Below are 23,493 nucleotides of genomic sequence, written 5' to 3'. Positions count from 1 at the left end.
TAATTTAATATAAACAATCAATTTTTCATATGAATTTTCCGTCGCTACTCTGAAGGCACGAAAGCGCTTTCGTTTCCCTGAGCCCCAACGGAGGAAACGATGACCCAATCCATACTGGGCGCCGATGCCATCGCTTGGCAGGGCGTTCATTACCTGACGCTCTTGTCGAGTTCCGATAGCGGCGGCGCCATGTCGATCACGGATTCGGTGTCACCTCCGAATTCCGGACCGCCCCGGCATGTGCATCATGACGCGGACGAAGCCTTTGTCCTGCTGAGTGGGGATTGCACCTTCTGGATCGCCGGCGAGACATTCGAACGTGGACCGGGCAGCGCCGTATTCGTGCCGAGAGGCGTGGAACATACGTTCCGTGTGTCGAGCGATCTTCCCAGTCGGCACCTGGTGATCCTGACGCCCGGCGGGTTCGAGGGTTTCTTCGCGGAGATGGCCCGCAACGACTATCGGATTCCCGAGGACATGGCGGCCATCGAAGCCTGCGCCAAAGCGTACCACCTAACCTTCACCGGACCGCCACTTGAGGCGTAATCCGGCACCAACAGAGAGGACAGTGTCATGAAATCAATTCCTACCGCATTCTTCGCCACCGGGGCGGTCTTTGCCCTGATTGGCATGGCCTGGGGTATCCAGATGTCGGCAACCCACGATCACACATTGTCGCCTGCGCATGGGCATCTGAACCTGATCGGGTTTGTCGCCATGTCGGTCTTTGGGGCCTTTTATGCGCTGTCCCCCGGCGCGGCCGGCTCCGGGTTGGCGAAGGTCCACTACGGACTGACGCTGCTGGCTGTCGTGGTCATGGTTCCGGGCATCGCCTTTGCGATCACCGAGCAGGGTGAAGCACTGGCAAAGGCAGGGTCCCTGCTTGCGCTGCTTTCGATGGCGCTGTTCTGCTTCATCGTACTGCGCAACGGTGTCGGCACCGTGCGGGAAGCCGCCTGACGAAGGCTGAAGCGCGCCCCGTTTGCGGTGACGCAAACGGGCGATGCATCGCCACGTCAGCGGTTTGCGGTCCGCTCCTGTTCGATATTGAAGAGGCGGTTGGCCAGCTGTTTGCGTTCAAGTGCGCCCAGGATAACCGTGGTCTGGCCGCCGCCATCATCGGTGATGATCCACTGGCGCAGCTCAACCGGGTTGTCCGTGAACTTGAGTTGGATGCTGCCATATTCCGGATTGTCCGGATCCTGCGCCGTCACGGTTGTTGCGGTTCCGTCGTAGCCATGCGCGACAACCATGTTCGCACGGCTGAGGTCCACGTTGCGCGCAAGGATCAGACCCAGTGGCGTACGGTTGAGCGGGTAGCTTTCCGGATCGCCCCCCAGCTTGCGGTCGAACACCACAACGGTTCCGTTATTGGCCATCACCAGTGCCTGTTCCGGCGGGTTGTATTCGAAACGGACCTTGCCCGGGCGACGCAGGTACACCGTTCCGGTCGAAATCGTACCGTCCGCATTGATCTGGGTAAAGCTCGCCTCGGCGCTGGTCAGCTTGTTGAGGTAGTTCGACAGCGTGTTCAGGGACAGCTGCTGGGCCTGTGCGGGCAGCGCCCACATCCATGTCAGCGCCGCCATCACGGCAAGGAAACGAAGTCGCATAGAGTCTGTGGTCCTGTCTGCTCGGAACGCGTGGTCTCTATATGGCGAAACGGGCGCCGTTATGCGATAGCAGCGCCCGTTTTTGTGACCGGATCGGCGGAACGTTACTGCTCGGGGACGAGAATCTCGCGTTTGCCCACATGGTTCGCCGCGCTGACGACGCCCTCTTCTTCCATCTGTTCCACAAGGCGCGCGGCCTTGTTGTAGCCGATGGCCAACTTGCGCTGGATGTAAGAGGTCGAGCACTTGCGGTCGCGGATCACGATGGCAACAGCCTGATCGTAGAGCGCGTCTTCGCCATCGGTGTTGCCACCGGTGTTGAGGCCCAGAACCGCATCGATGTTGTCGGCCTTTTCCTCGTCCGGTCCCTGCACGACGCCGCTCACGTATTCCGGCGGGCCATAGGCCTTGAGGTGTGTAACGATTTCTTCCACTTCCTCGTCCGACACGAAGGGGCCGTGGCAGCGGGTGATCTTGGCACCGCCCGCCATGTAGAGCATGTCGCCCTGCCCCAGCAGCTGCTCGGCACCCATTTCGCCAAGGATGGTGCGGCTGTCGATTTTCGAGGTGACCTGGAAGGAAATCCGGGTCGGGAAGTTGGCCTTGATCGTGCCGGTGATGACGTCCACGGACGGGCGCTGCGTGGCCATGATGAGGTGAATGCCCGAGGCACGGGCCATCTGCGCGAGGCGCTGGATACAGGCTTCGATCTCTTTACCTGCGACCATCATCAGGTCGGCCATCTCGTCGACGATGACGACGATATAGGGCATCTTGACCGGCTGGATTTCCTCGGTCTCGAAGATCGGTTCGCCGGTTTCATCGTCAAAGCCGGTCTGCACCGTGCGTTCGAACATCTCGTTCTTCGACAGGGCGTCGGCGACGCGGCCGTTGTAGCCGTCGATGTTGCGGACGCCCATCTTGGACATCTTACGGTAACGGTCTTCCATTTCGCCCACGACCCATTTCAGGGCGACAACCGCCTTTTTCGGGTCGGTCACAACGGGCGACAGCAGGTGCGGGATGCCGTCATAGACGCTGAGTTCGAGCATCTTGGGGTCGATCATCACAAGCCGTAGATCGGCGGGCGTCAGCTTGTAAAGCAGCGACAGGATCATTGTGTTGATGGCAACCGACTTACCCGAACCGGTGGTCCCGGCAATCAGCAGGTGGGGCATCTTGGCGAGGTTGGCGACAACCGGATCACCCCCGATGTCCTTGCCCAGCGCCAGCGGCAGCTTTTGGTTGCCGTCGCCGTAGTCACGGGTTGAGAGGATTTCACGGAAGGAGACCATCTCGCGCTTTTCGTTCGGGAGTTCGATGCCGATCACACTCCGGCCCGGCACTGTGGAGACACGGGCGGAGAGCGCCGACATCGACCGCGCGATGTCGTCAGCGAGGCCGATCACGCGGGAGGCTTTGAGGCCCGGCGCAGGTTCCAGTTCGTACATCGTGACCACGGGACCGGGGCGGACGCTGACGATCTCGCCCTTCACGCCATAGTCATCCAGCACCGCTTCGAGCATCCGGGCGTTTTCCTCGAGTGCTTCGTCACTCAGATGGTGACGCTCGATATTGGCCGGGTCCATGAGAAGGCCAAGCGGCGGCAGTTCGTATTCTGCGGCCTTGTCTTCGAACTGGAGTTGCGGCTGCGCTTCCTGCTGGGCGCGCTTGGACGGCTGGAGCGGCTTGCGCTGAGGTTGTTGAACGACTTTCCGTGCTTCGGGCTGTGGCACGGTCGCAGGTGCAGACGGAACAGGGGAAAAGGCCTGTTGCGTGTCGCCGTAATCGTCCCAGTCGGACATGTCATCGAAGATGTTCTCGTCCGGTTCATCTTCAAACTGCGGTTGCGGCTGGTACGCGGTCTTGGGCGCTGTCACGGGCGGCTCTGCCCGGAGCGGTGCAGGTGCGCGGGCCGTGACCGGCGGTTCCGGCGGCAGGCCTGCGGCCGGCTTGAAGATCAGCGGATCGGGCCCACGGCCCCGTCCTTTGGTCAGTGGTGCTACATTGGCGGATGTGACAGCCGGGTTCTGGCGCACGCGGGACTTGATCGCATCGGCGATCTTGGCGCGGACACGGTCATCGCCCGGCAGCGTTTCCGGCAGTTCGCCATGCGGATAGGTTTCGATCAACTCCGGTTCGGGGTCGGAGCGCCGGATGAGCGACGGCATTTTGGACAGGAAGCCGGTCTTCTGCGGAGCGGGCGCCGGTTCGGGTTCGTCAATCAGGCTGTCTTCGGCATGGTGTGCTCTGACAGTTGGCGGGGCCACACGGGTGACACGCGGTTCGGCGCGGACCGCCTCTTGAGCAGCCGCCCATTCGGCGGCTTCGGCCTCTTCCTGGGCGCGAACTGCGCGGCGTTCGGCATTTTTCGCCTGCATCTGACGTGCGGCGCCGACTGCACCGGTGGCACCCTTGCCCAGCAGCGACAGGAGCGTGGCATAAACCATGATCACCCCGAGCAGCAGGAACCGGAGCATGCGCCCCAGTTCCACCTTGGTGAAGCCCAGAACGAACGCGCCCATCGCCATGACCACAAAGCCCAGCACGAGCATCATCAGCTTGAGCGCCAGCGTCGTTCCCAGTGGCAGGATCGTCAGGATCGAGCCCATCATCATGTCGCCAAACAAGCCACCGAGGCCGAAACTGTGGGTCCAGGCGGTGCTTTCCGGCACCCCGGCGGCATAGACGGCGGCAAGCGCGACCCAGATCGGCGCGAAGATCAGGCATGTCATCGCCCGTTCCTCACCGCGATGAAGGGCAAACCGCGCGCCCCAGACCAGAAGGACCAGCGCCAGGCCCCAGCTGGCCCACCCAACGATCATAAACAGCGGTGCGGCGACCGAGGCCCCGGGACGTCCCAGCCAGTTCTGGACAGGCGCATCAGTGGCGGACAGCCAGCTTGGGTCCTGTGGCGAGTAGGAATAGATCATCGCTGCGGCCATGACGCCCAGCGCCATCAGGACGAAGCCACCCAGCTCTTTGCCGCGCTTTTCGAGTGCGGCCTGCATGTTGCTGTCAAAGAGGGGGTCCCGCCCCCGCGCCTGATATGCCATCGTTCGCCTCTTTATTGGTCTTCACTGCCGTAAAGGCAGTCCCTGATCTGCGTCAGGCCACGTTCAGTTTCTTCTTTTGGGGCCACCAAAGCGACCCGGATATAGTTCTTGCCGGGGTTCCCGGTTTCGGTGTCACGCGACAGGTACGCGCCGGGCAGCACCCGGACGCCGGTTTCTTTCCAGAGCTTGAGGGCCGCGGCTTCGCCATCCTCGACCGGCAGCCAGAGGAAAAACCCCGCCTGCGGGGATTTATACCCCGGCACATTCCCAAAGATACGATCCGCCAGCGCGAATTTCTCGGCATAAAGCGCGCGGTTTTCCTCAACATGCGCTTCGTCTTTCCAGACCGCCTCGGCCACCGCCTGAAGCGGCAGGGGCAGCGGTGCGCCGGAGTAGTTGCGCAACTGCTGGATGCATCTGATCGTTTCAGGACCACCGGCCACAAAGCCCGATCGCAAACCCGGCAGGTTCGACCGTTTTGACAGCGAATGGAAGATCACCACGCGTTCGGGATCTGCGCCCATCGCCTGTGCGACCTGAAGTGCGCCGACGGGGGGCGTGTCGCGGTAGATCTCGGAATAACACTCATCTGCGAGGATCTGGAAATCGTGCTCTTCGGCCAGTTCGATCAACCGTTCCCAGTAATCACGATCGGCCACTGTTCCCTGCGGGTTGGCCGGGGAGCAGATATAAGCCAGCGCGGTGCGGTCGAGCACGTCTTCGGGAAGTGACGCGAAATCCGGCAGATGGCCAGTCTCTTCGGTTGCGTTGACGAAAACAGGCTCTGCCGCAACCGAAATCGCGGAGATCAGATAGACCTGATAGAACGGGTTCGGCATCAGGACGACGGGTTTCGCGCCGTTCTTCGCCTCGGGGCAGAGCGCCATGCCAACGTTATACAGCCCCTCACGGGTGCCGTTGAGCGCCATGATCTGGGTGTCGGCATCGAGGCTCACACCGTATCGGAACTGCACCCAGTCGCGTATCGCAGCGCGCAGTTCAGGTGTGCCTTCGTTCGGCGGGTATTTGTTAAACCCGGCGATGTTCTGGCTCAGAATGTCGGAAATCCAGGCGGGAAAGGCGTGTTTCGGCTCTCCGATGGTCATATGAATGACAGGACCACCCGGTTCGTTCACGTCCAACAGGGCGCGCAGACGCGGGAACGCATAAGCCGGAAGGTTCGAGAACCGCTCGGGAAACATGCCAGTACTGCCTCAGACTGAGGGTCGTTCGCGCCCTCTTTGCAGACAAATTACATAGCAAGGAGCGGTGCGTCCAGAAAAAGAGCGCACAGATCAGACTGTTGTGGCTTTCAGGCCAAGGTTCAGGAGAGCGCCGCTTCGGCCGCCAGACCCAGCCGCAAAAGACGCCGTTCGTCGCGCGGAGCCGCAATGAGCATCACTCCACAGGCCGGGACGCCCGTGGGCAGCGTCAAAGCGCACAGACCCATCAGGTTTCCGATGCGGGTGTTGCGCAGAGTGAGGAGGTTTTCCGTGACATAATAGGCACTGTCGGTCATCAAACGCTCGACATTCGGGGGTGTGATCGGGCTGGTCGGGCAAAACACTGCATCGAACCCGGCGGTTGCCGTCAGATAGGCCTCGCGGCACCGTTCGAGCGTATGCCATGCGGCGACGTAATCGGCCCCCGTGAAATCCTTTCCGCCCCGGAACCGGGCGAGGATTTCGGCGAACATCACGTCCGGATTGGCCTCGATCACGTGCTTCCATGTGCCATAGGCCTCACAGCCGAACAGGATCGGCGCCAGCGAAATTGCCGTGTCGATCTCTGGCACGGCCAGTTCAACGATCTCGGCCCCCGCGTCGCGGAAGCGTTGGACGGCGTGGTCAAAGCCTTTGCGCGGGTCGTCGCGCACATCGACCAGTGCGGTGGTGGTCAAAACGGCGAGGCGTTTCCCTTTCAGTGACGTCGGTGTCAGGTCGATAGGTGCCTCGCCCTTCATCACCGCAAAAAGGAGCGCGGCGTCTTCAACCGATTTGCAAAGCGGGCCGACGGTATCAAACTTGGCCGCCAGCGGCACCGCACCTTTCAGGCTGAGCACGCCGGAGGTGGTTTTGAGACCGACCAGATCGTTCCAGGCAGAGGGGACGCGCACCGAACCGCCGGTATCTGACCCGATAGCTGCGGGGGCGAGGCCGAAGGCCACCGACGTGGCGGCACCGGAGGACGACCCGCCCGGCGCATTGTCGGGGTTGTGGATGTTGGGCGATGTGGCGGTCTTTGGGTTCAGACCAAGGCCCGAGAACGCCAGTTCGCTGAGATGCGTCTTGCCGAGACAGACAAGGCCCTGATGGGTGGCCGCCTGCAGGACCTCTGCATCGGCGTCGGGGGTACGTCCTTCGAGCAGCTTTGACCCAGCTTCGGTCACCACTCCGGCGGTGTCGAACAGGTCTTTCCAACTGATCGGCACCCCGTCGAGCGGTGAGCGGCGCAGCTTGAGACGGGCACGGTCCTGTGCCGCAGCGGCTTCGGCCAAGGCACGGTCGGGGGTCAGGCGGGCATAGATCCGGTCGCGGTATTCATGCCCATCGATGGCATCCAGAAAGAACCGGGTCAGTTCGATGGGATCAATCTCACCCCGGTCGATCCCGCGCCCCAGTTCGGCGGCTGTCATGGTCTGCCATTCGGTCATGTGCTGTCTCCCCTGCCCGGTCTTGCCGCGACGGTAGCGGCAGAGAAGCGCATGGACAATCCCGCCAGCACTTCCATATTTCCCCGCATGAACAACACCTCCGATATCCTGATTGTGGGCGGCGGGCTGAACGGTCCGATGCTGGCGCTTGCGGCCGCGCAAACGGGCCTTTCCAGCACCGTGATCGACGCCCGTCCCGAAGGCACGCGGCGCAGCGATAATTTCGATGGTCGGTCCTATGCGCTGGCGCTGGCTTCGGTGCGCATGCTGAACGCATTGGGTCTGTGGGACGGGCTGAAGGCGAACGCGCAGCCGATGACCGAGATCAAGGTCAGCGACGGGCGGGCGGGCGATGCCGAGGTGTTCCTCGGTCTGCATTTCAACAGCGCCGAGATCGAGGAAGGGCCGATGGGCCATATGCTCGAGGACCGCTATCTGCGGCGCGCGTTGCTGGAGGCGATGTCGGCGGAACCGCTTGTCACGCATCTGTCGGGCGAAACGGTTGTCGATCAGAACGTGACCGCGACGGGGGCGAATATCACTTTGGCGTCGGGCGACATGCTGACCGGACAGATGATCGTCGGTGCGGATGGGCGCCAAACCGGGACCGGGCAGCGCGCGGGCATTCGGCGCACCGCGTGGGACTACGACCAGACGGCACTGGTCTGTGCGATTGCGCATGAAAGACCGCATGGCGGCGTTGCGCATCAGCTTTTCATGCCAGCGGGGCCGCTGGCGATCCTGCCGCTGACAGGCAACCGGTCGTCGATTGTCTGGAGCGAAAAGCGCGGACTCGCGGAAGAGATCAACGCGCTGCCGGAAGAGGATTACCTGACCGTTCTGCGCCCCCGCTTTGGGGATTTTCTGGGAGAGATTTCCCTTGCCGGAGAGCGGTTTACCTATCCGCTGGGTCTGACCCTCGCCAATCGGTTCATCGCGGATCGTCTGGCGCTGGTGGGGGATTCCGCGCATGGGATGCACCCGATTGCGGGGCAAGGGCTGAACGCCGGGCTGCGCGATGTGGCGGCCTTGGCGCATGTGATCGGTCATGCGGTGCGGCGCGGTGAGGACTTTGCAAGCCCGCAGGTTCTGGCCCGCTACGAACAGTGGCGCCGCTTCGACACCGCCACGCTTCTGAGCGCGACGGATGTGTTCAACCGGCTGTTTTCGAACGACAATCCGATCCTCCGCGCCGGGCGCGATCTGGGTATGGCGGCGATCAATGCGATTCCGTCAGCGCGCCGGACCTTCATCCGCGAAGCCGCCGGATTGAACGGAGATCTGCCCGATCTCATGGCGGGCTGACCGACCTCCCAACGCAGGTGACAATCCCCTGCCCTCATGCCACTAATCCGGAAAACGGGAGGGTGACATGGACCAGAAATGCGCAATCGTGACAGGTGCGGCGCGAGGGATCGGGCTGGCGACCGCAAAGCTGTTTCTTGAACAGGGTTGGCGCGTCGCCCTTCTGGACCGCGACGCTGAAGAGCTTGCCAAGCAGGACGGGCTGGCCGGCACGCTGCTCTTGCCGCTGGACATTGCCAAGCCCGCTGACGTTGACGCGATGGTCACACGGACACTGGACTGGTCCGGGCGGATAGACGCTTTGGTGAACAATGCGGGTGTCGCCGAATTCGGCCCGATCGAGCAGACGGATTTCCAGATGTGGCGGCGGGTGATGGAGACCAATCTTGACGGGGTATTCCTGTGTACGCAGGCCGTAACACCGGCTCTGAAGGCCACACAGGGGAGCGTCGTGAACATTGCCTCGATCAGCGGGTTGCGCGCCTCAACGCTTCGGGTGGCTTATGGCACGTCCAAGGCGGCAGTGATCCAGTTGACGAAACAGCACGCCACCGAGCTTGGGGAATACGGTATCCGGGTGAACTGTGTGTGCCCCGGCCCCGTGCGTACCAAGCTGGCGATGGCCGTACACACTCAGGAGATCATCGACGCCTATCACGATGCGATACCGCTGAACCGCTACGGCTCAGAACGGGAAATCGCAGAAGTGATCACCTTCCTTTGCTCGGACCGGGCGTCCTATGTGACCGGTCAGGTGGTGGCTGCGGACGGCGGATTTGAATCGACCGGCGTCGGGTTGCCTGCGTTACGCAGATAGATATCGGTGGTTTGTGTCGACAGTTCTGGCGCCTTTACAAAGCCCGCCTTGGTAAGAACCCGGGCCGAGGCCGGGTTGCCGGTCCCGACGCCACCAAGCAGTTGAGTCGCCCGGTCACTGTCGAGTGCTGTTACCAGCCCCGACACCAGTTCAGAAGCAATGCCCTTGCCCCAGAATTCCTCGGCGATCAGGTAGCCGATATGGACCGAGCGAAAGGTCTCGGTTTCCTGGTGCAACGCCAGGATCAGAAGGCCCACAAGACCCCCGGTTTCCTTGTGCTCAACCAGCAGAACACGGCTTTCCTTGGCCCGCGCCTCTATCCAGTCCCGCACCGCTCCCTTGCGCATGTCGAGACGGAAGGACGGTGGCAGGTGTTCGAGCACCCGCTCCGTCAGGATGCTGCGCAGCGTTGCTTCGAGAGATTGGCAGGCGTCGCTGTCCTGAACCACGGGGGCCCAGTCATAGGCAAAAAGCCGATCTGTGCTGAACTGATCTAGCGGCATTCCTCCTCCATCGGTTGGCTCAGGGTCTCACGCCTGGCCCGCTTGGATTTCTCTGGGTATGCGTCCCGGCCCGGTATTCCGGATCGGTTGGTCTATTGAATGCGCATGCCGTTCGCCAGAACGTGCCCCTGCTCATTGATCTGGAGCGACGATTTCAGGCTGTCGGCACCGTCGCCGGGGACTGCGAACATGCTCATCATCATGCGCGCGCCCATGGCGTCTTCATTGGTCAGAAGCCCCATTGCGATGAGCTTGTCGATGAGCGCATTGGCCCCGTCGAGCGTCAGCGACACGGTGCCCGTCGGACGCGGGAACCCGTCGAAGGTGGTCATGTCGTCATTGTCAAAGGTGAACTGACCGGTGCCGCCCAATTTCGCACCGGCAACCTCGACTGTCAGGTCATTGAGCGTCAGCGCGTTCAACTCTCCCGGAACCTGTCCGGTTGCCTCAATCCGGGCGACGTCGGCAGGATCGAACAGATTGACGAAAGGTGTGACCTGACCGGTCAGGTCCAGCGCAACGGTGGCCGGATCGCGCGGCAGGGCTGCTCCGGGATCGAAGATGTTCCAAAGCAGGTCCGACACTTCGAATCCGCGCATGGCGATGCCGAATGCCATGTCCTGCGGCTCCTCTGCGGCCGCGACCGGTGCGGTCATGTTGAACGAGCTCGCTGCCATGCGCACGTCGACCGGCAACGGCAGTTCGGGGCCGGAGAGTGTGAACGCCTGTTCGGTTGCCGTGACGTCATAGCGGATGGCTGCATCGTCAACGGAAAACTGGATCCGCACCGAACCGGTTTTCGTTGTTCCCGAGGTGGTTCCTGCGCTTTCGGTGGCTGCGAATTGCGTTTCACCGTCGTCGTAGCTGAGCGCACCTGTCGCGGAGAACCCTCCCGCAGTCAGGCTTTCCGGGTTGGAGGGATCAAACCCTTCGGGAAGTGTGGCAGTGCTGGTCGCAAGAACCGCCCCCATTGACCCTGTAATCAGCGCCGCGTCATCGCTTTGAGGATCATTGAATGCGAAATCGTAGCTGGCTGCGCTCGCCTGGACATCCTGCGTGATGGTCATCGCCCCGGACTTGGCCGTTGTCGTCGTTCCGGTTACGTCGTCGAGCACGAAATCGAAGCGGGCTTCGTCGCGCCCGACGGGTTCTCCGTTGATGTTCATCTCGGACAGCGAAATGGTCAGCTGATTGGCGCTGTATGCATAGGTCATGTTGGCCGGATCGCCGGACACCACCAGTTCCAGCCCGTCATTGGCGTAATCGAGCACCATGTTCACCGTATCCTCACCTTCGGGTGCGGCGTCGATGGTGATCGGCATGGATGCGGGGAAGGTCATCGTTACGGACCCGTCCCCGTTTTCGACCAGATCCACCGCATCCATGGAGACCGTTACGGCGCTGTTTTCCTCTGGCACTTCAAACCGCATCACAACATCGGTCACGTCGAGTCCGTCCGATGTGGCTGTTTCCGTCGCGCTGACCGAGTAGCCGAAGCCCTGCATCGCGGCTTCGATCCCGCCCCACACCTGCTGCGCCGTGAGATCGGCAAATGCAGGTCCGGCGGCGAGTCCGAGGGCAAGCGCGGAACTGGTCGAAAGGCGTGCGAGACGATGCATGGTTCTATCCTTTAATTCAAATTCCCTTCGGCAGCTTCGGCCTCCTGTCCCGCATGGTCAAGTGGGTGGACCCCGCGCGCTGTCCGAAGTAGCACTGCTGTGAACAAAAGAGAGAGGCCGACCCATGATGGATCTAACCGGACGGACCGTTCTTATCACCGGGGCAAGCCGTGGCATCGGCGCAGAAGCCGCGCGGGTTTTCGCCGATTCCGGGGCCAATGTGGCGCTTGTTGCGCGATCAGCGGACAGCATTGCCGATCTGGCCGGAGAGATCGGCAAATCGGCAGTGGCGATTCCCTGCGATATCAGCCGGTATTGGGAAGTGGCGCAGGCCGTCGAAAACTGCGTGACCGCGTTTGGCGGGCTGGACATTCTGATCAACAACGCCGGTGTGATCGAACCGATCGCCCGCATGGACGAGGCAGATCCCGAAGGCTGGGGCCAGGTGATCGACATCAACCTGAAGGGTGTGTTCCACGGGATGCGCGCCACCCTTCCGGTGATGGAAAACGCAGGCGGCGGGACGATCCTGACCGTCAGTTCGGGCGCAGCGCACAATCCCATCGAAGCATGGTCGCATTACTGCGCGTCCAAAGCCGGGGCGGCGATGCTGACGATGTGTCTGCACAAGGAAATGGGCGACAAGGGCATCCGCGCGATGGGCCTTTCACCAGGCACTGTTGCCACCCAGATGCAGCGCGAAATCAAGGCGAGCGGGATCAACCCGGTAAGCCAGCTGGACTGGTCTGACCACATTCCTCCCGATTGGCCCGCCAAGGCGCTTTTGTGGATGTGCAGCCCTGAGGCGGATGCGTATCTGGGCGAGGAAATCTCGCTCCGGGACGAGGGCATTCGCAAGAAGGTGGGTCTGGTATGATCGAAGTTCAGAATGATGGCACGCTCTGTGTTCTGACGATCAACCGTCCGGACAAGGCCAATTCGCTGACGGGTGAGATGCTTGAGGCGCTGTGTGTAGGTGTCGAAGAGGCGCGGAGCGTGCGGGCGGTCATTCTGACAGGGGTTGGCAAGGTGTTTTCCGCCGGTGCCGATCTTGAGGCGGCCAAGGCCGGGCTTGCGCTGAGCCCGCTTTGGGAGCGGCTGTCGGGGGCCATCTCGCGCCATCCCGGCCTGACGATCGCAGCGCTCAATGGTACGGTTGCGGGCGGCGCGATGGGTATGGTGCTGGCCTGTGATCTGCGGATCGCGGTGCCGGGTACAAAGGTGTTCTATCCGGTGATGAAGCTGGGCTTCCTGCCGCAGCCTTCGGATCCGGCGCGTCTGTCGGCCCTTGTCGGTCCATCGCGGGCCAAGATGATCCTGATGGCGGGACAGAAGATCCCGACCGAGGAGGCACTGACCTGGGGTTTGATCGACGAGGTGACAGAGCCCGATACGCTGATCGACCGGGCCAAGGCGCTGACCGAGGATGTCTGCGGCGCAACCGCCGAGCACGCTCGGGCCATCAAGGGACTGATCGCGCAGCGTTTGCCGTAATCGGCTTGACCCGATTTCACAGCCTCTTAGGTTGGCGACACTGCATCAAGGAAGGAACCCCGTATGGCCCAGCATCTGCATATCGTGTTCGGCGGAGAACTGGTCACCCCATCGGAGAACGTCTTCAAGAACCCGGATGAGATCCACATCGTCGGGGTCTTTCCGGATCGTCAATCTGCCTATGACGCTTGGAAAACCGAAGCCCAGCGCACCGTGGACAATGCACATATGCGCTATTTCCTGGGTGATCTTCAGAAGTTGATGGACGCCAGCACGTCTTCGCCCGAAGCACAGGACTGACCATTTGGCGCGCAGACCGTTCAGTCTGACCGCCTACCTGGCGCTGGCGCGCGGTGCAGATCGGCTGATCGCAGAGGCCGCACGCTGGCCGGAGCGACCGTTAGGCCCATTGCTTTGGCTCCACAGCGACACGAGAAGCCGCATTGAAACCCTGCTGACTCTCAACCGGCGTCTGAGGCAGCAGCGCACCGATTTTTCGCTCCTGCTGACCTGTGATGCAGCAGAGTCGGAGGTGTTCGAGGCGGGCGGGTATGTGATTGGGCCGCCACCGTCAGAAACCCTCAGCGATGTGAATCGTTTCCTGAGCCATTGGAAGCCGGACATGCTCATCTGGGCGGGAAACGGGTTGCGGCCTGCCCTGATCCATGAGGCCGAAGCGGCAGGGACTCATCTGCTTCTGGTCGATGCCACAGATGCGCCGTGGCGGCAGCCGTCCAAAAGGTTTCTGCCGGATGCGTCTGCCGGAGCGCTCAGCCTGTTTCACAACATCCTCGCGCAGGACAAGAAGGCTGCGTCCCGCATGCGACGGCTTGGCGTTCCTGCCGATCGGATCGAGTTCGCGTCACCACTCGAACCCGAGGTATTTCCACTGACCAGCCATGACGGTCTGCACGAGGAGATGACGGCGGTACTGGCAGGGCGACCGGTCTGGCTGGCCGCGAATATTCAGCTGGACGAAGCAGATGACGTTCTGCGGGCACACCGTCGCGCTGCACGTCTGGCACATCGATTGCTTCTGATTGTCGTTCCGGCGGACCCGGCGGATGAACCGGTGATTGCAGAGATGTGTCAGGACATCGGTTTGCGGTTGGCGCGCTGGGAAAACGGCGACATGCCGGACGAAAATACGCAGGTTCTGCTTGCTGGAGACGACGGCGAACTGGGTCTGTGGTATAGGCTTGCCCCGCTGTGTTTTCTGGGAGGATCACTGGCTGGCAAGACCGGGGGGCAGTCTCCGATGATGGCCGCTGCTCTGGGATCGGCGATCCTGTATGGACCGAATGTGGGCCGACACCTCGACGCCTATTCCCGGCTGGTGGCTGCCGGCGCCGCGCGGATCGTGAAAGACATGGATTCGCTGAGCGCGGCCGTTTCGCACCTTATTGCACCGGACCGTGCTGCCGCGATGGCTCATGCCGGCTGGAACGTCGTTTCGGCGGGGGCCGAGACAGCTGATCTGGTTCTGGACCAGATCAACGAATGGCTGGACGCGATGGAGGGAGCGCGATGAGACCGCCGTCGTTCTGGCAAAACCCACCCGACGCGCCGGGATGGCAGGCACGTCTTCTTGCCCCGCTGGGGGCACTCTACGCTGCACTGACCGCCCAACGGCTGCGTCGCGGAACGCCTTTCCGGGCTTCGGTACCAGTGATCTGTGTCGGGAACGTCAATGCCGGGGGCACAGGCAAGACGCCAACCGTGATTGCGCTGATGCAACTGCTTGCGGACATGGGCAGAACGGCCCACGTGGTGTCGCGCGGGTATGGCGGGTCGCTGGAAGGACCGGTTCAGGTCGACCCGCGCCGCCATTCTGCCGATGAAGCGGGAGACGAACCGCTGCTTCTGGCGGCATTCGGACCGGTTTGGGTATCGCGAGACCGCGCCGCCGGTGCGAGAGCGGCCAGCGAGGCCGGAGCCGACGTGATCCTGCTGGATGACGGGTTGCAGAATCCAGGCCTTGAAAAAGACCTGTCCCTGATCGTGGTTGATGCCACGCAAGGCTTCGGCAATGGCCGCTGCATTCCGGCAGGACCGCTCCGGGAACCGGTTTCGACGGCGATGAAGAGGGCCGATATTGTGCTGTCGATCGGGCCTGACCCCGCGCAGGCGCAGTTCCACGACACATGGGGCACCCAGATCTCTGTTCCGCATATCACGGGCCAGCTTGCCCCGCTTCAGACCGGAATGGAGTGGGAGGGACTGCGCTGCCTCGCTTTTGCGGGGATCGGCAATCCTGCGAAATTCTTCCTGACACTCCGGGAATTGGGAGCCGAGGTTGTCGAGACCCGCGCGCTCGATGACCATCAGCCTTTGACCACGGCGCTGTTGGGACGTTTGGAAAAGGATGCTGCCGCCGCACGCGCACAACTGGTGACAACGGAAAAAGATGCCGTGCGCCTGCCACAGAGCTACCGGATGAAGGTGCTGACAGTGCCGGTGCGACTGAGCCTGACGGAGGTGGCTCTTCTGAAGGATACGCTGGCCGCGCTGTTCGATTGAGAGATCACTCTGCGGCGAGCGGCATATCGTCCGCCTGACCCGTTGCGGCAATCTCGGCGATCACGCTGCGCAGCAGCTTGCGGAAATTGTGAAAATTCGCATTGGGCCGGATCGCGCGTTCATCCATGTAGATCGAGCGGTCGATCTCGATCTGCACAGCGTGCTGATTGCGGGACGGGCGTCCGTATGCCTGCGTGATATAAGCGCCCGCAAATGGCGTGTTGCGCGCCACCACCAGTCCGGCATCCGTGAAAGCCGCTTCGACCTGGTCCACGACCGCCTGACTGGCCGACGCGCCGAAGCGGTCGCCAATCACGATCTGCGGGCGACGCGCGGTGGTTTTTGCCACTCCGTCCAACGCCTCGTGCGGCATTGAGTGGCAGTCGATGAGAATCGCCTCACCGAACCGGGCGTGCGCCTGATCGATCAGCCTGCGAAGCTGTTCGTGATAGGGATGCCAGAACTGCGCGATGCGGCGCTCGGCCTCGGCCAGAGGCAGCTTGCCACGGTAGATCGGACGGCCATTCGCGACGACACGGGGCACCACGCCAAGGCCTGACGCCACGCGTGGGTTATGGGTCTGCCGTCGGACACCTTCGATCAGCGCCGGGTCCAGTTCCTCTGACGACCGATTGAGGTCAATATAGGCACGCGGCGCGCCCGCCTTGATGAAAGCCGCGCCGAATTGCGGGGCGCAATCGAACAACCGGTCCACAAACGCGTCTTCGGATGAACGGATCGTGACCTCGTCCAAATCCGTGTGGCGCATGAAATTCCAGCTGTAGTCGCGGCCGGAATGCGGCGACGCGAAAATCACCCGCGAGGTGTGGGCTTCAGGCTGAACAAGGTGATACGCGACTTTTGGCATGGGCTCTCCGTATGGATCAACATAGACCGATTTTTTCTATGACCAAAAGCCCTTGATCCCCGTTCCGACTCCTTTTATAGACCGCTCCACCGGCGCGGCTTCACGCGCCCCTTTTATTTGGGGTACGTGAATCGGGTCGGTTCAAAGGGCGATTAGCTCAGTGGTAGAGCACTTCGTTGACATCGAAGGGGTCACAAGTTCGAACCTTGTATCGCCCACCATTGAATTCGCCGTCTCGGGCCAAGGCTCGGGGCACCCGCAACCACAAAGGCGCTCGCGCGCCGCGATAAGAGGAGAGACCCGATGAAGGTCAAGAACTCGCTTCGTTCGCTGAAGAACCGCCATCGCGACTGCCGCGTTGTGCGCCGTAAGGGCCGCGTTTACGTCATCAACAAGACGCAGCGTCGGTTCAAAGCCCGTCAGGGCTAAGCGGAACCCGCAGATTTTGCGAGAAAGCCGTCCTTTGGGACGGCTTTTTTGTTTTGCGGCTTGTGACAATGCGCAGGATTGGCGTCTCGTCACCGAATCCCGTATCGTCTGGCGCATATATTGCGTTGCAAGGACACCACGATGGCACAGGCTGACGATAATAAGGTCTCAGGCCGCCTGCACGGCGAGCAAACCGAACCGGACAAGACCGACAGCCTGCCCGAGCGATTGCTTTACATGATCCTGATCGCGCTCATGATCTCTGTCGCGCAGACCGTGCTGGGGGTCATGACCGTCATTCAGTTCATCATCATGCTGGTGAACAATAAACAGCCCAATGAGCGGCTCGCCGAGTTCGGGACCGACCTTGGCATCTGGATCGCCAAGGCCGCGCGGTATCAGACGGCAGCAAGCAATGTGAAACCCTGGCCCTGGACCGAGCTTGACTGAGGTCTAGCGCAGGATCGTATCCGCCATCAGTCGTACCACGGTCGCCTGATCGAGATAGCCCGACACCCGCAGTTTCCGCGCGTCCTGATACCGGCGGATCGCACGCCGGGTGTCCTCATCAAAAGTGCCGTCCACCGCACCGGGCCTGAGACCCAGTTCCGCAAGGCGCGCTTCGGCAAGACGGCGCGCCGTGGCGTTGAGGCTCAGCGCGGCTTCTTCGGCCTGCGCCTGTCGCTGAACGGCAATCTGTTCGGAGTTGCGATTGAAATAATCGATCCGCGCACGGGCTTCTTCGACGAATGCTCCGTTGGGACGCTCTGCCAGATATGCGCGGTATCCCGCTTCGGTATCCTGTTCGCGGGCAGCCTGCCAGCGGCGGCGATCTTCGTCTTCGGCCTGAGCCCGCCGTTGTGCCTCGATGTCATCGAGACGCTGCTGCGCGACCTCGGAATAGAGCCCGTCCGGGAACCGCTTCAGATAGGCACGATAGCCTGCCTCGTCTCCCTGCGCTCCGGTTTCCGACCAGAATGTCCGATCCTGCCGTTCCAGTTCAGCCTGTCTCTGGCGCGCTTCCTCTTCCAGTTCCGCCGCACGCCGTTCGGCCTGTGCGTCAAGCCGCGCGATCTGATCGGCATTCAGATAACCTGACGCTGTCAGGCTATTTGCGTTCTGCCACGCCGTGACGGCACCGCGCGTACCGCGACCAAAGATCCCGTCGATGCCACGTGTATTGTAACCCAGCAGCGAAAGATCCCGCTGAATCTCGCGCCGCGCGTCGCGCGACAGGGCCAGTTCCGCTTCGGCCTGTTTTTCCCGGTAAAACGGCTCTGACCGGATGGTTGTCAGTCTTTGACGCGCTTCCCCTGCATGACGACCTTCGGGAAAGGCGGCGAGGTAGGTGTCGTAGCCAGCCTCGGTGTCAGACGAGACAGCTTCCTGCCATGCGGCGGCGTCCGCCGCTTCCCTGGCCTGAGTGTCCGGCTCTGGCGTAATTTGCGGGAGAGAAACATCTTCTCCGGCGAACATTGGCAGTTCCGGCGGAACAAACCCCTGAAGGCTCAATCCCTCCGCGCGGGCCAGAGGCAGCACGTCTTCCCCAGTGGCCGCAGACAGCCGGTCGACAAAACGCGCCGCATCCCCCGCCGGGCCAATCGCAACGGTCACGCCTTGCGGAATGTCACGGAGCTGCAGGGTGACCGCCACCCCTTCTGGCAGGGTGGCGTCGGTTTCAACCTCTCCCAGCACAAGCAGCGCACGCCCCGGGTATTGCGCCGCAACCGCGTAGACTGCATCGAGCGGAAAACCTTCGGTCACCACCTGGGCCAGGGACGGGGTGTCCTCCATGCCCGCAGGCAGGAGATAACTGCCCGCAATTGTCGAGACGAAGCGCCCTGTCAGCAGAATCCCGATCTCGTCGGTCGCGGCGTCCAGCCGGTCGGCGAAGTCTTTGAATGCGGTGCGCATGGCATCGGCGTCGGCTGCAGTGGTCAGGCTGACTTCGGTGCCCCGGTCCTCGAATGATGCCCGGATGCCCGCCATATCCGCAGCACCCGCGAGCCGTTGCAGCAGGCCCGGATCGCTGTTTCCGATGATCAGTAGATCGCCGGCCGCTGCCGATCCCGGTGCGGCCAGCGCAAGCGCTGCAGAAATCGAAAACGCGAGTCGTTTCATGGGTGGTCCTCCGTCCTGTCGACAGAGTAACGCACGAACCGCGAAAGTTATCCAATAGCGCGCGCTTTTTTCGCTGGAGTCACAGGTGCAGAGGCATCAATCGTAGCTGCGGGCGTCCTCGATCACGAGGCCATCGCGCGGTAACGCCCCCGGCGGCACCAACTCGACACGGCCCTTGAGCTTGAGCGTTTCGACGATGCTGGACTCGAACCGCGCCGCGTCGTCCGCAGCGGTTTCGATCCGGACGGTCATCACATCCATCTCGCCATCGCGGCTGGCCACGACGCGGGCACGGTCGATTTCGGCATGTTTGGCAACCAGTGCGGCCACCTGTTCGGGGCGCACGAACATGCCCTTGATCTTGGTGGTCTGATCAGCGCGGCCCATCCAGCCCTTGATCCGGGCATTGGTACGTCCACAGGGGCTTTGCCCCGGCATCATCGCGCTAAGGTCACCCGTCGCAAACCGCACCAGCGGATAGTCGGGATTGATAGACGTGACCAGCACTTCGCCCACTTCGCCGTCTGCCACCGGGTCACCGGTGCCGGGCGTGACAATCTCAGCGATCACGCCTTCGTCGATGATCATGCCTTCCATCGCTTGGGTCTCGTAAGCGATATGGCCGACATCGGCCGTTGCATAGCATTGCAGACAGGAGATCCCGCGATCCGCGTACCATTCGCGAAGCGACGGGAAGAGCGCCCCACCCGAGACAGCGGCTTTCAAGATGCCGAGCCGAACGCCCATCTCGTCAGCCTTTTCAAGGATCACCTTGAGGTAATCCGGCGTACCCGCATAGGCGGTCACACCGACATCGTGCGCTGCCTGAACCTGAAGTTCGGTCTGGCCGGTACCGGCCGGCAGCACCACCGCGCCGACGGCCCGCGCACCGTTCTCAAAGATCATTCCCGCTGGTGTCAGATGATAGCCGAAACAGTTCTGAACGATGTCGGTCGTGCCAAAGCCAGCCGCATGCAGGAAACGCCCCATACGCCACCAGTCATGACTCACGCCACCGGGTTCATAGATTGGACCGGGAGACTGGAAGATATGCGCAAGATTCGACACCGGAAGCCCGCCGAACGGAGGCGTATCCTTTTGCCTCTGGCTCAGGTCCGATTTCCGCAGAACCGGCAACTTGGCGAGATCGGCCAAATCCGTCAGCGAATCCATCCCGTGCGCTGGCAACAGAGCGTTCAGCGCGTCAAGCTGTTCGGCCGCGCGTTGGTCGGCGCTGCGGGTTTCGAGCGCATCAAAATGCTGTGTCATGCTGTCCTCGACTGGTTTGCGCCTGCGTCGCCAGACCAATTTGATCTGCCGCAAGGCTCGTTGAAAACCGACCGCCTAAAATCCGGGCAGCGGTATTTGTAAGGGAGGGTGCCATGCCGACGAGAGATCTCGACAGGCGCATTGTGTTTCACGATGACATTCAGGTCATGGAGGCAGATTTTTCGGGGTTCGATTTTGACAGCAGCGCGACGGTCAACCGGTTCTACGACCGGATTGAGGAGCGCATTGCCGAAACCGGCGAAGAGCTTTGGTTCTTCCTTGTCAATCTGTGCGACACGCGCATCGACCAATCTGCTTGGTTTGCGTATTCCCGCAGGGGCCGGTCGCTGAACCTTGCGCACTCCATGGGGTCGGTACGTTTCGACGCGTCGGAGATCACCCGGAAGCAGATCGAACGCGACGCCAATACCGAGGCGTTCAACCCCAACCTGTTTACGAACCGCGCAGACGCGCTTGCCCGGATCGCGGAAATGCCGTCGAAGCGGAGGCCGCGGGTTCAGCATGACCCCAACTACTCCGACGCGGATTTCCGGCGTCGCATCAGCTTTGATCCCGAGACACAGATCATGGAGGCGGATTTCTCGCACTTCACGTTCCATCACTCCGCCGATGTGAACGGCTTCTACGACCACATCGAAGAGCGTATCAAAGCGACAGACAGGAAATGGTTTTTCCTTGTGAACCTTAACGGATGCCAGATTTACCCGGCGGCGTGGGTCGCTTACGCCCACAGGGGCAAAAAGCTGAACGAGGCCGCCTCTCTCGGGTCGGTTCGCTTTGCGGCGGGATCCGAGACCGAACAGGACATCCGTATGCGTGCCGAAACGCAGTCGTTTCGTCCGAACATCCGCAACACGCGCGACGAAGCGTTGGAGTTGATCCGGGAGATGCGCGAGACCATCCACGCCTGAGCATTGCAACAGGGTCGCACGTCTCCGAGTTGGTACGCCAGACATCAGGCCAGCCAGCGTTTGCGGCGACGATAGCTGCGCACGTCGCGGAATGACTTGCGGCCCTCGTCCGACATGCCGAGGTAGAATTCCTTCACGTCGGGGTTCTCGCGCAGCTCGGCAGCGGGGCCGTCCATCACCACGCGGCCGTTTTCCAGAATGTAGCCCTGATGTGCGTAGTGCAGGGCGACGTTGGTGTTCTGTTCGGCCAGCAGGAAGGACACGCCTTCGTTCTCGTTGACCGATTTGACGATCTCGAAAATCTGCTCGACCAGCTGCGGCGCAAGGCCCATGGACGGTTCGTCCAGAAGAATGGTTTCAGGACGCGACATCAGCGCGCGACCGATTGCCGTCATCTGTTGTTCACCGCCCGAGGTATAGCCAGCCTGCGATTTGCGGCGCTCCTTGAGGCGGGGGAAATAGTCGTAGACCATCTGGAGGTCGGCTTCGATGGCACCTTTGCCATCCTTGCGGGTATAGGCCCCGGTCAGCAGGTTTTCCTCGACGGTCAGGTGACCAAAGCAATGGCGCCCCTCCATCACCTGGATCACGCCGCGCTTGACCAATGCGGCCGGGTCCAGATCCTGTACCCGTTCGCCCTGGTAGATAATGGAGCCTTTGGTGACCTCGCCGCGCTCGGAGTGCAGCAGGTTCGAGATCGCCTTGAGTGTGGTTGTCTTGCCTGCGCCGTTGCCGCCCAGCAGCGCGGTGATGCCGCCCTTCTTCACCGACAGGCTCACACCTTTCAGGACGAGGATCACGTGATTGTAGATCACCTCGATGTTGTTGACCTCAAGCAGGGTCTCGTCTGTGCGTGTGGCGTCCAGCATGATTTTACCAAGTGATAAAATTTCGGGGAAATCACCGGCGGCAGCCTGTGCCGCCGGTGACGTTGTGTGGCCTTAGTTTGTGGCCGAGCACTCTTCGTTCATCGCCCAAGGTGCGTTTGCGGTCGCATATTCGGACGCCGCGCTTGCGATCAGGTCGGCGTAGCTGTCGGTGTTCGGTTTCAGCAGGTCAGACGCTTTCACGAACTTGGAGCCGTCCCATTCCAGCATCCAGCCACCGGAGTGACCGGTGTGGTTGGCGCAGGAGGTGGAGAACGGCGGCACCATGCCGGCCATGCCGAGCTCTTCCAGACGCTCTTCGGTGATGTTCAGGTTCTCAAGACCCCAGCGCAGCTGCGACGCATCGATTTCGGTGGTGCCGAAGTTCTTCTGTGCGCCCTGGATGGCTTCGGACAGGATCATCGACATGACCACTCCGCGGCCATAGAATACGCCCTGCATTTCTTCTGCGTTGGACTGGCTCAGACCGGCGTCAAACACGCGCTCTTTGAGTTCCTTCATCACCGGAGCATCCTGGTTCGGGAAGGACCAGGAGATCGACTTGTAGCCCTTGCCGTCGTCGCCAACGAGCTTCAGGTCCGCATCGTGACCGGCCCACCAGACGCCAATGAAGTTTTCCATCGGGTACTTGGTCTTCACCGCTTCGGTGATGGCACCGGCGTTCATCGCGCCCCAGCCCCACATCACAACATTGTCGGGACGCTCGCGACGGATCTGCAGCCACTGTGCGGACTGGTTCTGCATTTCCTTCAGACCAACCGGGATCGGCAGCAGCTCGAAGCCCTTTTCACCCGCCAGCTTTTCAAGCAGCGGAAGCGGCTCTTTGCCGTAGGGGTGGTCGAGGTGGAGGAAGGCGATCTTCTTGCCTTCGAGCGAACCGTCCTGTTCGAGATACTGAACGATCATGTCCGCCGCGTCCCAGTAACCCGACGGGACGTTGAATGCCCACTGGAACACCTTGCCGTCTGCCATCGGCGAGAAGCCGTAGCCCGGCGCGAGGATCGGAATCTGGTCGACGTTGGTCTTGGGCAGAACCTGAAGCGTGATGCCGGTCGACCACGGCTGGGTCACGATGGCCTTGCCTTTGGTCTTTTCGTAGCATTCCACACCTTTTTCGGTGGAGTAGCCGGTTTCGCATTCTTCGAAGTCGATCTTGGCACCGCCGATGCCACCATCGCGCTCGTTCAGGAGCGTCATGTAGTCGGCCTGACCGTTCATCAGCGGAATACCTGTCGCGGCAAACGGGCCGGTCCGGTAGGCGAGGTTCGGCGTGTAGAGCTCTTGTGCGACGGTCGCCGTGCCCATCACGGTACCGAGTGCCGCAGCAATCGCCAGTTTGGTGAAGTGTTTCATGGTTGTCCTCCCATTGGAACTGTCATGGTGCTTGTGTTTCTTGGTCTTGGGCCC

General features: G+C 61.7%; 23 protein-coding genes and 1 tRNA gene. 13 read left to right on the top strand and 11 right to left on the bottom strand.

Annotated features, from left to right (window positions below; translation table 11 throughout):
• The first annotated feature begins 99 nt into the window (after nucleotides 1-99).
• Both MGEO_RS04140 and MGEO_RS04135 read left to right on the top strand, forming a co-directional pair.
• Nucleotides 100-546, top strand: a complete 447-nt coding sequence (locus MGEO_RS04140; protein WP_085635443.1) for a cupin domain-containing protein — start codon at nucleotides 100-102, stop codon at nucleotides 544-546.
• Between the two features lie 27 nt (nucleotides 547-573).
• A complete protein-coding gene (locus MGEO_RS04135; protein ID WP_085635442.1) occupies nucleotides 574-960 on the top strand; it encodes a hypothetical protein in 387 nt (128 codons plus the stop codon).
• Between the two features lie 56 nt (nucleotides 961-1,016).
• On the opposite strand, the gene MGEO_RS04130 is transcribed toward MGEO_RS04135, so the two are convergent.
• The 4 genes from MGEO_RS04130 to MGEO_RS04115 all read right to left on the bottom strand — a co-directional run bounded on the left by MGEO_RS04130 (nucleotide 1,017) and on the right by MGEO_RS04115 (nucleotide 7,322).
• Complete coding sequence (locus tag MGEO_RS04130) at nucleotides 1,017-1,613, bottom strand: LolA family protein (protein WP_085635441.1); 597 nt, start codon at nucleotides 1,611-1,613, stop codon at nucleotides 1,017-1,019.
• A gap of 104 nt (nucleotides 1,614-1,717) precedes the next feature.
• The gene (locus MGEO_RS04125) at nucleotides 1,718-4,669 is read right to left on the bottom strand and encodes a DNA translocase FtsK (protein WP_085635440.1); all 2,952 of its coding nucleotides are present in this window, start codon (nucleotides 4,667-4,669) and stop codon (nucleotides 1,718-1,720) included.
• 11 nt (nucleotides 4,670-4,680) lie between these two features.
• On the bottom strand, nucleotides 4,681-5,871 hold the full coding sequence (locus tag MGEO_RS04120; protein ID WP_085635439.1) for an aminotransferase class I/II-fold pyridoxal phosphate-dependent enzyme: 1,191 nt from the start codon (nucleotides 5,869-5,871) through the stop codon (nucleotides 4,681-4,683).
• Nucleotides 5,872-5,993: 122 nt separating this feature from the next.
• Nucleotides 5,994-7,322 (bottom strand): amidase, encoded by a 1,329-nt coding sequence (locus MGEO_RS04115; protein ID WP_085635438.1) that lies wholly within the window; start codon nucleotides 7,320-7,322, stop codon nucleotides 5,994-5,996.
• Between the two features lie 87 nt (nucleotides 7,323-7,409).
• On the opposite strand from MGEO_RS04115, the gene MGEO_RS04110 reads away from it, so the two are divergent.
• Nucleotides 7,410-8,627 (top strand): UbiH/UbiF/VisC/COQ6 family ubiquinone biosynthesis hydroxylase, encoded by a 1,218-nt coding sequence (locus MGEO_RS04110; protein ID WP_085635610.1) that lies wholly within the window; start codon nucleotides 7,410-7,412, stop codon nucleotides 8,625-8,627.
• A gap of 67 nt (nucleotides 8,628-8,694) precedes the next feature.
• Nucleotides 8,695-9,444 (top strand): SDR family NAD(P)-dependent oxidoreductase, encoded by a 750-nt coding sequence (locus MGEO_RS04105; protein WP_085635437.1) that lies wholly within the window; start codon nucleotides 8,695-8,697, stop codon nucleotides 9,442-9,444.
• On the opposite strand, the gene MGEO_RS04100 is transcribed toward MGEO_RS04105, so the two are convergent.
• Nucleotides 9,378-9,947 carry a GNAT family N-acetyltransferase gene (locus MGEO_RS04100; protein ID WP_085635436.1) on the bottom strand — a complete coding sequence of 190 codons (570 nt, stop codon included), beginning with the start codon at nucleotides 9,945-9,947 and terminating at the stop codon, nucleotides 9,378-9,380. The two genes, MGEO_RS04105 and MGEO_RS04100, sit on opposite strands and share 67 nt — an antisense overlap.
• Nucleotides 9,948-10,039: 92 nt before the next feature.
• A complete protein-coding gene (locus MGEO_RS04095; RefSeq protein WP_085635435.1) occupies nucleotides 10,040-11,566 on the bottom strand; it encodes a DUF2125 domain-containing protein in 1,527 nt (508 codons plus the stop codon).
• A gap of 127 nt (nucleotides 11,567-11,693) precedes the next feature.
• Between MGEO_RS04095 and MGEO_RS04090 the strand changes: the two genes are divergently transcribed.
• From MGEO_RS04090 to lpxK, 5 genes are all read left to right on the top strand, one after another.
• Nucleotides 11,694-12,443 (top strand): SDR family oxidoreductase, encoded by a 750-nt coding sequence (locus MGEO_RS04090; RefSeq protein WP_085635609.1) that lies wholly within the window; start codon nucleotides 11,694-11,696, stop codon nucleotides 12,441-12,443.
• Nucleotides 12,440-13,060 carry an enoyl-CoA hydratase/isomerase family protein gene (locus tag MGEO_RS04085; protein ID WP_085635434.1) on the top strand — a complete coding sequence of 207 codons (621 nt, stop codon included), beginning with the start codon at nucleotides 12,440-12,442 and terminating at the stop codon, nucleotides 13,058-13,060. The genes MGEO_RS04090 and MGEO_RS04085 overlap by 4 nt, the downstream gene beginning before the upstream one ends.
• Before the next feature lie 63 nt (nucleotides 13,061-13,123).
• Nucleotides 13,124-13,360 carry a DUF4170 domain-containing protein gene (locus MGEO_RS04080; RefSeq protein ID WP_085635433.1) on the top strand — a complete coding sequence of 79 codons (237 nt, stop codon included), beginning with the start codon at nucleotides 13,124-13,126 and terminating at the stop codon, nucleotides 13,358-13,360.
• Nucleotides 13,361-13,364: 4 nt separating this feature from the next.
• The gene (locus MGEO_RS04075; RefSeq protein WP_085635432.1) at nucleotides 13,365-14,591 is read left to right on the top strand and encodes a 3-deoxy-D-manno-octulosonic acid transferase; all 1,227 of its coding nucleotides are present in this window, start codon (nucleotides 13,365-13,367) and stop codon (nucleotides 14,589-14,591) included.
• Nucleotides 14,588-15,580: a tetraacyldisaccharide 4'-kinase gene (lpxK, locus tag MGEO_RS04070; protein WP_085635431.1), complete on the top strand. Its 993-nt coding sequence runs from the start codon at nucleotides 14,588-14,590 to the stop codon at nucleotides 15,578-15,580. Before MGEO_RS04075 ends, lpxK begins: the two co-directional genes overlap by 4 nt.
• Before the next feature lie 4 nt (nucleotides 15,581-15,584).
• Here lpxK and MGEO_RS04065 read toward each other — a convergent pair whose 3' ends face one another.
• Entirely contained in the window at nucleotides 15,585-16,448 is an 864-nt protein-coding gene (locus MGEO_RS04065; protein WP_085635430.1) for an N-formylglutamate amidohydrolase, read from the bottom strand.
• 146 nt (nucleotides 16,449-16,594) lie between these two features.
• Between MGEO_RS04065 and MGEO_RS04060 the strand changes: the two genes are divergently transcribed.
• The 3 genes from MGEO_RS04060 to MGEO_RS04050 all read left to right on the top strand — a co-directional run bounded on the left by MGEO_RS04060 (nucleotide 16,595) and on the right by MGEO_RS04050 (nucleotide 17,327).
• Nucleotides 16,595-16,669: transfer RNA gene (locus MGEO_RS04060), tRNA-Val, on the top strand.
• A gap of 82 nt (nucleotides 16,670-16,751) precedes the next feature.
• Nucleotides 16,752-16,877: a type B 50S ribosomal protein L36 gene (gene ykgO / locus MGEO_RS04055; protein WP_008562923.1), complete on the top strand. Its 126-nt coding sequence runs from the start codon at nucleotides 16,752-16,754 to the stop codon at nucleotides 16,875-16,877.
• A 141-nt stretch (nucleotides 16,878-17,018) separates the two neighbouring features.
• Complete coding sequence (locus tag MGEO_RS04050; RefSeq protein ID WP_085635429.1) at nucleotides 17,019-17,327, top strand: DUF4389 domain-containing protein; 309 nt, start codon at nucleotides 17,019-17,021, stop codon at nucleotides 17,325-17,327.
• A gap of 3 nt (nucleotides 17,328-17,330) precedes the next feature.
• On the opposite strand, the gene MGEO_RS04045 is transcribed toward MGEO_RS04050, so the two are convergent.
• A complete protein-coding gene (locus MGEO_RS04045) occupies nucleotides 17,331-18,998 on the bottom strand; it encodes a peptidoglycan-binding domain-containing protein (protein ID WP_085635428.1) in 1,668 nt (555 codons plus the stop codon).
• A 96-nt stretch (nucleotides 18,999-19,094) separates the two neighbouring features.
• The gene (locus tag MGEO_RS04040) at nucleotides 19,095-20,267 is read right to left on the bottom strand and encodes a phenylacetate--CoA ligase family protein (protein WP_085635427.1); all 1,173 of its coding nucleotides are present in this window, start codon (nucleotides 20,265-20,267) and stop codon (nucleotides 19,095-19,097) included.
• A gap of 113 nt (nucleotides 20,268-20,380) precedes the next feature.
• Between MGEO_RS04040 and MGEO_RS04035 the strand changes: the two genes are divergently transcribed.
• Nucleotides 20,381-21,199 carry a hypothetical protein gene (locus tag MGEO_RS04035; RefSeq protein ID WP_085635426.1) on the top strand — a complete coding sequence of 273 codons (819 nt, stop codon included), beginning with the start codon at nucleotides 20,381-20,383 and terminating at the stop codon, nucleotides 21,197-21,199.
• A gap of 44 nt (nucleotides 21,200-21,243) precedes the next feature.
• Here MGEO_RS04035 and MGEO_RS04030 read toward each other — a convergent pair whose 3' ends face one another.
• Entirely contained in the window at nucleotides 21,244-22,068 is an 825-nt protein-coding gene (locus MGEO_RS04030; RefSeq protein ID WP_085635425.1) for an ABC transporter ATP-binding protein, read from the bottom strand.
• A 72-nt stretch (nucleotides 22,069-22,140) separates the two neighbouring features.
• Nucleotides 22,141-23,439, bottom strand: coding sequence for an ABC transporter substrate-binding protein (locus MGEO_RS04025; RefSeq protein ID WP_085635424.1), 1,299 nt, complete (start codon nucleotides 23,437-23,439; stop codon nucleotides 22,141-22,143).
• Nucleotides 23,440-23,493 lie beyond the last annotated feature (54 nt).

This window comes from Marivita geojedonensis (assembly GCF_002115805.1).
GTDB classification, from domain to species: domain Bacteria; phylum Pseudomonadota; class Alphaproteobacteria; order Rhodobacterales; family Rhodobacteraceae; genus Marivita; species Marivita geojedonensis.
The sequence above is the reverse complement of the archived record's forward strand: the minus strand, read 5'-3'. Positions and strand labels throughout refer to the sequence as shown.

Bases quoted from the DNA above. Each gene is read 5' to 3' on its own strand.
- MGEO_RS04140 (WP_085635443.1), top strand. From the start codon at position 100: ATGACCCAATCCATACTGGGCGCCGATGCCATCGCTTGGCAGGGCGTT.
- MGEO_RS04135 (WP_085635442.1), top strand. From the start codon at position 574: ATGAAATCAATTCCTACCGCATTCTTCGCCACCGGGGCGGTCTTTGCC.
- MGEO_RS04130 (WP_085635441.1), bottom strand. From the start codon at position 1,613: ATGCGACTTCGTTTCCTTGCCGTGATGGCGGCGCTGACATGGATGTGG.
- MGEO_RS04125 (WP_085635440.1), bottom strand. From the start codon at position 4,669: ATGGCATATCAGGCGCGGGGGCGGGACCCCCTCTTTGACAGCAACATG.
- MGEO_RS04120 (WP_085635439.1), bottom strand. From the start codon at position 5,871: ATGTTTCCCGAGCGGTTCTCGAACCTTCCGGCTTATGCGTTCCCGCGT.
- MGEO_RS04115 (WP_085635438.1), bottom strand. From the start codon at position 7,322: ATGACCGAATGGCAGACCATGACAGCCGCCGAACTGGGGCGCGGGATC.
- MGEO_RS04110 (WP_085635610.1), top strand. From the start codon at position 7,410: ATGAACAACACCTCCGATATCCTGATTGTGGGCGGCGGGCTGAACGGT.
- MGEO_RS04105 (WP_085635437.1), top strand. From the start codon at position 8,695: ATGGACCAGAAATGCGCAATCGTGACAGGTGCGGCGCGAGGGATCGGG.
- MGEO_RS04100 (WP_085635436.1), bottom strand. From the start codon at position 9,947: ATGCCGCTAGATCAGTTCAGCACAGATCGGCTTTTTGCCTATGACTGG.
- MGEO_RS04095 (WP_085635435.1), bottom strand. From the start codon at position 11,566: ATGCATCGTCTCGCACGCCTTTCGACCAGTTCCGCGCTTGCCCTCGGA.
- MGEO_RS04090 (WP_085635609.1), top strand. From the start codon at position 11,694: ATGGATCTAACCGGACGGACCGTTCTTATCACCGGGGCAAGCCGTGGC.
- MGEO_RS04085 (WP_085635434.1), top strand. From the start codon at position 12,440: ATGATCGAAGTTCAGAATGATGGCACGCTCTGTGTTCTGACGATCAAC.
- MGEO_RS04080 (WP_085635433.1), top strand. From the start codon at position 13,124: ATGGCCCAGCATCTGCATATCGTGTTCGGCGGAGAACTGGTCACCCCA.
- lpxK (WP_085635431.1), top strand. From the start codon at position 14,588: ATGAGACCGCCGTCGTTCTGGCAAAACCCACCCGACGCGCCGGGATGG.
- MGEO_RS04065 (WP_085635430.1), bottom strand. From the start codon at position 16,448: ATGCCAAAAGTCGCGTATCACCTTGTTCAGCCTGAAGCCCACACCTCG.
- ykgO (WP_008562923.1), top strand. From the start codon at position 16,752: ATGAAGGTCAAGAACTCGCTTCGTTCGCTGAAGAACCGCCATCGCGAC.
- MGEO_RS04050 (WP_085635429.1), top strand. From the start codon at position 17,019: ATGGCACAGGCTGACGATAATAAGGTCTCAGGCCGCCTGCACGGCGAG.
- MGEO_RS04045 (WP_085635428.1), bottom strand. From the start codon at position 18,998: ATGAAACGACTCGCGTTTTCGATTTCTGCAGCGCTTGCGCTGGCCGCA.
- MGEO_RS04040 (WP_085635427.1), bottom strand. From the start codon at position 20,267: ATGACACAGCATTTTGATGCGCTCGAAACCCGCAGCGCCGACCAACGC.
- MGEO_RS04035 (WP_085635426.1), top strand. From the start codon at position 20,381: ATGCCGACGAGAGATCTCGACAGGCGCATTGTGTTTCACGATGACATT.
- MGEO_RS04030 (WP_085635425.1), bottom strand. From the start codon at position 22,068: ATGCTGGACGCCACACGCACAGACGAGACCCTGCTTGAGGTCAACAAC.
- MGEO_RS04025 (WP_085635424.1), bottom strand. From the start codon at position 23,439: ATGAAACACTTCACCAAACTGGCGATTGCTGCGGCACTCGGTACCGTG.